We start from the raw sequence: 7,076 nt of genomic DNA on the forward strand, positions 1-7,076 counted from the left end.
CAGGACTCATGACGGGCCGCCGAGCGTGGTGTGGCCGGCACTCCGGGCGAGTCGGCTACCACGCGTGGTGATCGGCCTGGTCGCCGCTCCTGGCTCGCGGTGGGTGCGCGGTGGTGCGCCGAACGGCGAGGCGGCTAGCTGCACGTTCGGGTCGATCGGGTGTATTGGCCCCGTTGGTAGTCGGATGTGGGCTTGACACTAGAGTCTGGCGCTGTGCCGCGCATTCACCTGGTCTCCAACCTGCCTGGGGTGAGCGCCCTCGGTGACCACCTGCGGGCCGCCGGGCTTGGGCCGACCTCGGCCCGGTCCGCGGATGCCCTGCTGGTCCTCATCGACCGGCCGCTCGACTCCGTTGAGCAGGAACTGCTCGACCGCGCGCGGCAGTCGGTTCCGGTGCTGCTCGCCGGGCCGACCGTGCGCGCGCTGCCGGCCGAAAGCCCGCTGGTCGAGGCTTCCGGGTTCATTCCTGGCCGCGCCACCCCGCCGCACGAGCTACGGCTGGTCGCGGGGCCGAACGGCGACCAGGTCGCCGCGCGGATGGGCGACTTCCGGCCCGTGGACAGCTGGGTCGTGCCCGACAAGGTCGCCGACGACATCGAGCGGCTGCTGCTCGTCCGGCACGAGATGTCCGAGTACCCGGTCTGCACCTGGCGGCCGGCCACCGGCCTGGGCATGTTCACCCTGGGATCCACCGCCGAAACGCTCGCCGACCCGGCCTACCACCGGCTGGTCGGCCGATGGCTTCGTCACGCCCTCGGGGCGCGTGACGCCGGCCCGGTCGGCGTCGGCCTGCTGGGAACGCCGCCGGCCGTCGCGGCGCACCAGGCAGCCGTCGAGGCCACCGAGGGCCTGGACCTGGTCGCGGTGAGCGGCGCCGGCCGGTCCGCCGGCCGCGGCGGCGACACCGCGGTGCGTGGCTACGAGGAGCCCGACGAACTGCTCGCCGACGGCGACGTCCGCCTGGTCGTCGTCGGCACCTCGAACCAGACCCGCGCCCAGTGGGCGAGCCGGGCGCTGGAGGCCGGCAAGGACGTCGTCATCGCCTCCCCGTTCGCGCTGTCCACCCAGGAGACCGACGACCTGGCGCTGCTCGCCGCCGCCCGTTCGTCGCTGCTCGCGATGTACCCCGAGCGGCGCGAGGACCCGGCCTACCGGTGCCTGCGGGCCGCGGTCCGCGGCGGCGCGGTCGGCGACATCCTCTCGGTCGAGGTCACCCACGGCGCGCCGCGCCGGCCGGAGGGCGGCTGGCGCGACGACGAGCGCGCCAGCGGCGGGCTCATCCACGACCGTGGCTTCGGTCATCTCGACTGGGTGCTCGACCTGGTCGACGAGCCGGTCGAATGGGTCACGGCCACCACGCACAAGCGGGTCTGGCACCACGTGACCAACGCCGACCATGCCCGCGTCCTGCTGCGCTTCGCCAGCGGCGCCGAGGCGCAGATCACGATCTCCGACCTGCTCGCCGTGCCGACCGCCCGGCTGCAGGTCCTTGGCACCGCCGGCGCGCTGTTCGGCGACGACCCGGCGACGGCGGCGCTGGCCGCCGAGTCCGAGCCGGAGCCGGCCCGCCGGGGCGGCCGGCACGCGGGGCAGGCCGGCGAGGGCGCGCCCACGGTGCCACTGTCGGCCGGGCCGCTCACCGTCGTCCGCCACGACGGCACCCGCACCCGGCTGCCGCTGCCCACGGGCGGCGGGCACCAGTTCTACCGGGACCTGGCCGACGCGTTGCTGTCCGGCTGGCCGCTGAACGCCTACCGGGTCGAGGCGGCCCGCAGGGTGGTCGCGGTCGCCGAGGCCGCCACGCGCTCCGCGTCCGCCGGCGGTGTCCAGATCGGCCCCGCTTAGGCGACCGCTCGGGCGCGCGGACGGTCTTGAGGACATGGCAGCGTCGTGTTTACTTTCGACCATGGAAAACTGGTTGCCGTTGCCCGACGTCGCCGAGGCCCTGGGGGTCCCGGTCACCCGGGTCCGACAGCTCGTGCGGGAGGGTAGCCTGCTCGCTCGCCGTCAGGACGACGGCATTCTGCGGATCCCGGCCGGCTTCGTCCAGGACGGCATGGTCACCAAGGGCCTGTCCGGCACGCTGACGCTGCTCGCCGACGCGGGGTACTCGCAGGAAGAGGCGATCGACTGGCTGCTGCGCGACGACCCGAGCCTGCCCGGCACCCCCCTGCAGGCCCTGCGCGAGAACCGCGGCAAGGAGGTCAAGCGCCGAGCCCAGGCGCTGGGCTTCTGACCGTCCTGGACGGCGGCGGCCGCCGCCGTCGACACCGGGGCCCGTGCGCGCCCGGTGAGGGAGGTCCGTCACGCGGGCCTCCCCGGCCTCGCGCCCGGGCCGGTGTCTCCACCACGCGGGCGGGAACGCGTAGGGTTCTGGGCGTGGTCGATTCGTCCGTGGCCGCCGTCGAGGTCGTCGTGAACGGCCAGGAGCGGCAGGTGCCCGCCGGGCAGCCACTGGCCGAGCTGATCGCCGACCTGGGGCTACGGGTGGGCTCGGTGGTGGTGGAGTACAACGGCGAGGCGCTGACGGCCGCCGAGGGCAGGGCCGTGCGGCTGCGCGCCGGCGACCGGCTCGAGCTCGTCCGGGCGGTCGCCGGTGGCTGAGCGCCAGAAGGCCACCGACCCGCCGGCCGAGCCCGGCGGCGCGGTGCCACGGCCCCCCTCCACGATCGACCTGATCGCCGAGCAGGCCGTCGCCGACCTCGCCATGGTGGGCCCGCTCCCGGCCGACCGCGCCCTCGAGCAAGCCGCGGCGGGCGGCGCCTTCCCTGGCGGGCCCGGAGACCTCGCGGCGGGGGTGTCGGCCGTGCGCGCCGCGCGGCTGGCCAGACTCGCGGCCGCCCGGCTCTACCTGTGCACGCCCAGGCGGCACGGGTACGAGGCGTTTCTCGACGGCGTGCTCGCCCCGCCAGCGCCCGGCGGCCCGACCGGCGCGGCCGTTGCCGGCGTCGACCTCGTCCAGCTGCGGGAGAAGGGCCTCGAGTGGCGGGACGAGGCGTCGGCGCTCGGGCGCATGCTCGCCGCCGGGCGACGCCACGGCGCCCTCGTCAGCGGCAACGACCGGGCCGACCTCGCGGCCGTCGTCGGCGTCGACATCCTGCACGTCGGCCAGGACGACATCCCGCCGGCGACCGCCCGGCGGCTGCTGGGCCCAGATGTGATCATCGGCCTGTCGACGCACGACGAGCGCCAGCTCGAGGTGGCGATCGAGGACCCGGACGTCGACTACTTCTGCGTCGGCCCGGTCTGGCCGACGCCGACGAAGGAGGGCCGGCCGGGCGTGGGCCTGCGCCTCGTCGCCGCGGCCGTGGCCGCCGCGCCGCCGTTCGCCCTCGGCTCGAAGCCCTGGTTCGCGATCGGCGGCATCGACGAGGAACGCCTCGACGAGGTGCTGGCGACCGGCGCCCGCCGCGCCGTCGTCGTCCGCGCGATCACCGGCGCCGACGACCCGGCCGCCGCCGCCGCGCGCCTCGCCGCCCGCCTGCGCGCCGCCGCCTGACCGCCGTCGGCGGCGACCGGTGCGACACTTCAGCTACGTCGCGGTGCTCGCCGCCTGCCTCGTCGGGACGGCGTCGCTGGAGTTCTGGCCGCGCACGCGGGTGTATGCCCGGTGGCGCCGGCTGGCGCGGACCCTGGTACCGGTGCTGGCGGTGTTCGTCGGCTGGGATCTCTACGCCATCTCGCGCGGGCACTGGACGTTCGACCCGCGCGGCGTCACCGGCGCGCGGCTGCCCGGTGGGATCCCGCTGGAAGAGGTCTTGTTCTTCGTCGCCATCCCGATCTGCGCCGTCCTGACGCTGGAGGCCGTCCGAGCCCGCCGGCGCCACTGGCTGGTCGGCGACGAGCCCTCGTCGCCGGACGCCGGGCGGGGGCCGGGAGCCGAATGAGCTACACGGCGCTGGCGCTCGTCGGGGTGGCGGCCGCCGCGACGGCCGACCTGTTCGCGTTCCGGGTGCGGCTGCTGCGCCGTAAGGCGTTCTGGGCCGCCTACGCGATCATCGTCGGGTTCCAGCTGCTGGTGAACGGCGTCCTCACGGGCTTCGAGATCGTCCGCTACGACCCCGACGCCATCCTGGGCCCGCGCGTCGTCTACGCCCCCGTGGAGGATCTCCTCTTCGGTTTCGCGCTCGTCCTGTGGACCCTCGACTGGTGGGTCTGGTGGGGCCGCCGCGAGGCCCGGCCGCCTGGGCGCGATGGCGCCGGTGGGGCTTAGCCGCCGGCGGGGCGTAGCGCCGGCGGGGCGTAGCGCCGGCGGGGCGTAGCGCCGGCGGGCCTCGCCGCCGCGCGGAGGCGAGGCCCGCGGCCCGCCGACCGGCCGACCGTCAGGCGGTCGGCCGGGTGCCCAGCATGGTGGCGTTCGGGGCCGCCTTGGCGACCAGGTCGGGGATGACCTCACCCAGCTCGCCGGGCTCCCACTTGCCCTGGCGGTCCACCGACGGGCCGTTCACCCAGCCCTCGGCGACGCTGATGAACCCGCCGGAGACGGAGAACACCCGGCCGGTGACGCCCTTCGACTGCGGCGAGCCGAGCCAGACGACCAGGGGCGAGATGTTCTCCGCTCCCAGCGGGCTCCAGGTGCTCACCGGCTCGAGCTGCTCCTTGGCCGCCGACTCCTGCTGCTGCACGAAGCCGAGGTCCTCGGTCATCCGGGTGAGCGCGGTCGGCGCGATCGCGTTCACGGTGACGCCGTAGCGGCCCAGCTCCATGGCGGCGATGACCGTGAACGCGGCGATGCCGGCCTTGGCGGCGCCGTAGTTCGACTGGCCCACGTTGCCGAAGATGCCGGACGGCGACGAGGTGTTGATGATCCGCGCATCGACGGTCTCGCCCGCCTTGGACCTGTCCCGCCAGTAGGCGGCGGCGTGGTGCGCCGGGCCGAAGGTGCCCTTGAGGTGCACCTTGATGACCGAGTCCCACTCGGCCTCGGTCATGTTGGTGAGCATCCGGTCGCGCAGGATGCCGGCGTTGTTCACCACCACGTCCAGCCCGCCGAACGCGTCGATGGCGGTCTGGATCAGGGACAGGCTGCCGTCCCAGGTGGAGATGTCCTCGGTGTGCGCGACGGCCTCGCCGCCCTTGGCCTTGATCTCCTCCGCCACGGCCTGCGCCGGGCCCGCGGACGCGCCGCTGCCGTCCCGGGCGCCGCCCAGGTCGTTGACGACGACCCTGGCTCCTTCGGCGGCGAACGCGAGCGCGTGCTCCCGGCCGATTCCGCCGCCGGCGCCGGTGATGACGACGATGCGGCCCTCGCAGATCCCGCTCATGCCCGGACTCCCTTAATCACGTCTTTCGGTTCCGTTCCCTCGATGTCGCTGTGCCCGCCGTCGCTGTGCCCGCCGTCGCTGTGTCCGCCCGGTGGTTCGCGCGCTGGCCGGCCGTCCACCGTGGGCCCCGTTGGTCCCCTCGGCTCGGGTACCGCCGGTCCTCGCCCTACCTAACCGCCCAGCGGTCCGCCTGGCCATCGGCTCATCCGTGGGACGGGGCGGCCTCTCGGCGACGGTGCCGGCCCACCGGAGGGTGGCGGGCTCCGCCCGCCGCGTGAACGGCGGTGCGCCGACGTCATCGTGTCGCGCCAGCCGGTCACGGGCCACCGATGACCCTGCCGTCGGACATGCCGGATTCGTCGTCCCCGTCCCGTCCGATGTGCGTCAGCGGGTCCGGGTCGGCAGGATGGACGGTGGCGCATCCCGTGGGGCCGCCCGGTGACCAGACCGGCGGCCCACCGGCGCACGGGGCCCTTGCCGACTCCTGCGCCAGCAGGCGTCGGCGGGGCAGGTGTGCCGTGCTGACGCTGGATCGAGACCAGATACGGACGGGTGCCGTGCAGGAAAGTGACTTCGCCGAGGTTCTCGCCTCGGTGCGACGGTTCGTGCGGGAACGGGTCGTGCCGCTGGAGCCGGAGATCGAGGAGACCGACGCGATCCCGGCCGCGTTGCGGGCCGACGCCGCCGAGATGGGGCTGTTCGGGTTCGCCATTCCCGAGTTGTACGGAGGGCTGGGCCTGTCGATGAGCGAGGAGGTCCGGCTCGTCTACGAGCTCGGCTATACGACTCCCTCGTTTCGGTCGATGTTTGGAACGAACAACGGAATCGCTGGCCACGTACTGCTCGAGGGCGCGACCGAGGAGCAGAAGAAAACCTGGCTGCCGAAGGTGGCCTCCGGGGAGTGGACAGCGTCGTTCGCGCTGACCGAGGCGGGCGCGGGCTCCGATCCCGCCGGCCTGGCCACCGTCGCCCGCCGGGACGGTGACGGCTGGGTGATCAACGGCTCCAAGCGGTTCATCACCAACGCCCCGCTGGCCGACGTCTTCATGGTCTTCGCCCGTACCGACCCGGACGCCCCGCCTGGCCGCGGCATCAGCACGTTCATGGTCGAGAAGGGCACCCCGGGGGTGTCCGTCGGCCCCCGTGACCACAAGATGGGCCAGGCCGGGGCGTGGACCGCGGACGTCTACCTGGACGACGCGCGGGTGCCGGCGTCGGCGCTGATCGGCGGTGAGGGCGGCGTCGGCCGCGGCTACGCGACCGCGATGCGCTGCCTCGCGCACGGCCGGATCCACATCGCGGCGCTGTGCGTCGGCATGTGCCAGCGGCTCGTCGACGAGTCGGTCGGCTACGCCGCGACCCGCGAGCAGGGCGGCGCCGTGATCGGTACCTACCAGCTCGTCCAGGGCCTGATCGCCGACTCGGCGACCGACCTGTACGCGGCCCGCGCCCTCGTCACGGACGTGGCCGCGAAGTTCGACGACGGCAGCGACCGGCGGATCGGGCCGTCCTGCGCGAAGTACTTCGCCTCGGAGGCGGTGGGGCGGATCGCCGACCGGGCGGTGCAGATCCACGGCGGCTCCGGCTACATCCGCGGCGTCCCGGTGGAGCGCTTCTACCGCGACGCCCGGCTGTTCCGGATCTACGAGGGCACCAGCCAGATCCAGCAGATCGTCATCGCGCGCGGCCTGCTCGCCCAGGCCGGCGCCTCCTAGGCGGCGCGCGGCGGCATCGCCGAGGGCCCCCCCGCCCGCCGCCCGGGCCCGCGGGCCCCCCGGTAACCGGGCCCCCCCCCCCCCCCCCCCCCCGGGG

The 7,076-nt window shown here is 74.7% G+C and carries 8 protein-coding genes; 7 read left to right on the forward strand and 1 reads right to left on the reverse strand.

Going from position 1 to position 7,076, the window contains the following annotated elements:
- The first annotated feature begins 213 nt into the window (after nt 1-213).
- The 6 genes from I6A81_RS33815 (at nt 214) to I6A81_RS33840 (ending at nt 4,213) form a co-directional block, all read left to right on the forward strand.
- The gene (locus tag I6A81_RS33815) at nt 214-1,845 is read left to right on the forward strand and encodes a Gfo/Idh/MocA family protein (RefSeq protein ID WP_203005422.1); all 1,632 of its coding nucleotides are present in this window, start codon (nt 214-216) and stop codon (nt 1,843-1,845) included.
- A 61-nt stretch (nt 1,846-1,906) separates the two neighbouring features.
- Nucleotides 1,907-2,236 carry an Rv2175c family DNA-binding protein gene (locus I6A81_RS33820; protein ID WP_203005423.1) on the forward strand — a complete coding sequence of 110 codons (330 nt, stop codon included), beginning with the start codon at nt 1,907-1,909 and terminating at the stop codon, nt 2,234-2,236.
- Between the two features lie 143 nt (nt 2,237-2,379).
- Nucleotides 2,380-2,604, forward strand: coding sequence for a sulfur carrier protein ThiS (thiS, locus tag I6A81_RS33825; protein WP_307875104.1), 225 nt, complete (start codon nt 2,380-2,382; stop codon nt 2,602-2,604).
- Nucleotides 2,597-3,499 (forward strand): thiamine phosphate synthase, encoded by a 903-nt coding sequence (gene thiE / locus I6A81_RS33830; RefSeq protein ID WP_307875105.1) that lies wholly within the window; start codon nt 2,597-2,599, stop codon nt 3,497-3,499. The genes thiS and thiE overlap by 8 nt, the downstream gene beginning before the upstream one ends.
- 19 nt (nt 3,500-3,518) lie before the next feature.
- Entirely contained in the window at nt 3,519-3,887 is a 369-nt protein-coding gene (locus I6A81_RS33835) for a lycopene cyclase domain-containing protein (RefSeq protein ID WP_203005424.1), read from the forward strand.
- Nucleotides 3,884-4,213 (forward strand): lycopene cyclase domain-containing protein, encoded by a 330-nt coding sequence (locus I6A81_RS33840; protein ID WP_203005425.1) that lies wholly within the window; start codon nt 3,884-3,886, stop codon nt 4,211-4,213. The genes I6A81_RS33835 and I6A81_RS33840 overlap by 4 nt, the downstream gene beginning before the upstream one ends.
- Nucleotides 4,214-4,322: 109 nt before the next feature.
- Here I6A81_RS33840 and I6A81_RS33845 read toward each other — a convergent pair whose 3' ends face one another.
- Nucleotides 4,323-5,264, reverse strand: a complete 942-nt coding sequence (locus tag I6A81_RS33845) for an SDR family oxidoreductase (protein ID WP_203005426.1) — start codon at nt 5,262-5,264, stop codon at nt 4,323-4,325.
- Between the two features lie 557 nt (nt 5,265-5,821).
- Here I6A81_RS33845 and I6A81_RS33850 point away from each other — a divergent pair.
- Nucleotides 5,822-6,979 carry an acyl-CoA dehydrogenase family protein gene (locus I6A81_RS33850; protein WP_203005427.1) on the forward strand — a complete coding sequence of 386 codons (1,158 nt, stop codon included), beginning with the start codon at nt 5,822-5,824 and terminating at the stop codon, nt 6,977-6,979.
- Nucleotides 6,980-7,076 lie beyond the last annotated feature (97 nt).

Source organism: Frankia nepalensis, assembly GCF_016786325.1.
GTDB classification, from domain to species: domain Bacteria; phylum Actinomycetota; class Actinomycetes; order Frankiales; family Frankiaceae; genus Pseudofrankia; species Pseudofrankia nepalensis.

Bases quoted from the DNA above. Each gene is read 5' to 3' on its own strand.
- I6A81_RS33840 (WP_203005425.1), top strand. From the start codon at position 3,884: ATGAGCTACACGGCGCTGGCGCTCGTCGGGGTGGCGGCCGCCGCGACG.
- I6A81_RS33845 (WP_203005426.1), bottom strand. From the start codon at position 5,264: ATGAGCGGGATCTGCGAGGGCCGCATCGTCGTCATCACCGGCGCCGGC.
- I6A81_RS33820 (WP_203005423.1), top strand. From the start codon at position 1,907: ATGGAAAACTGGTTGCCGTTGCCCGACGTCGCCGAGGCCCTGGGGGTC.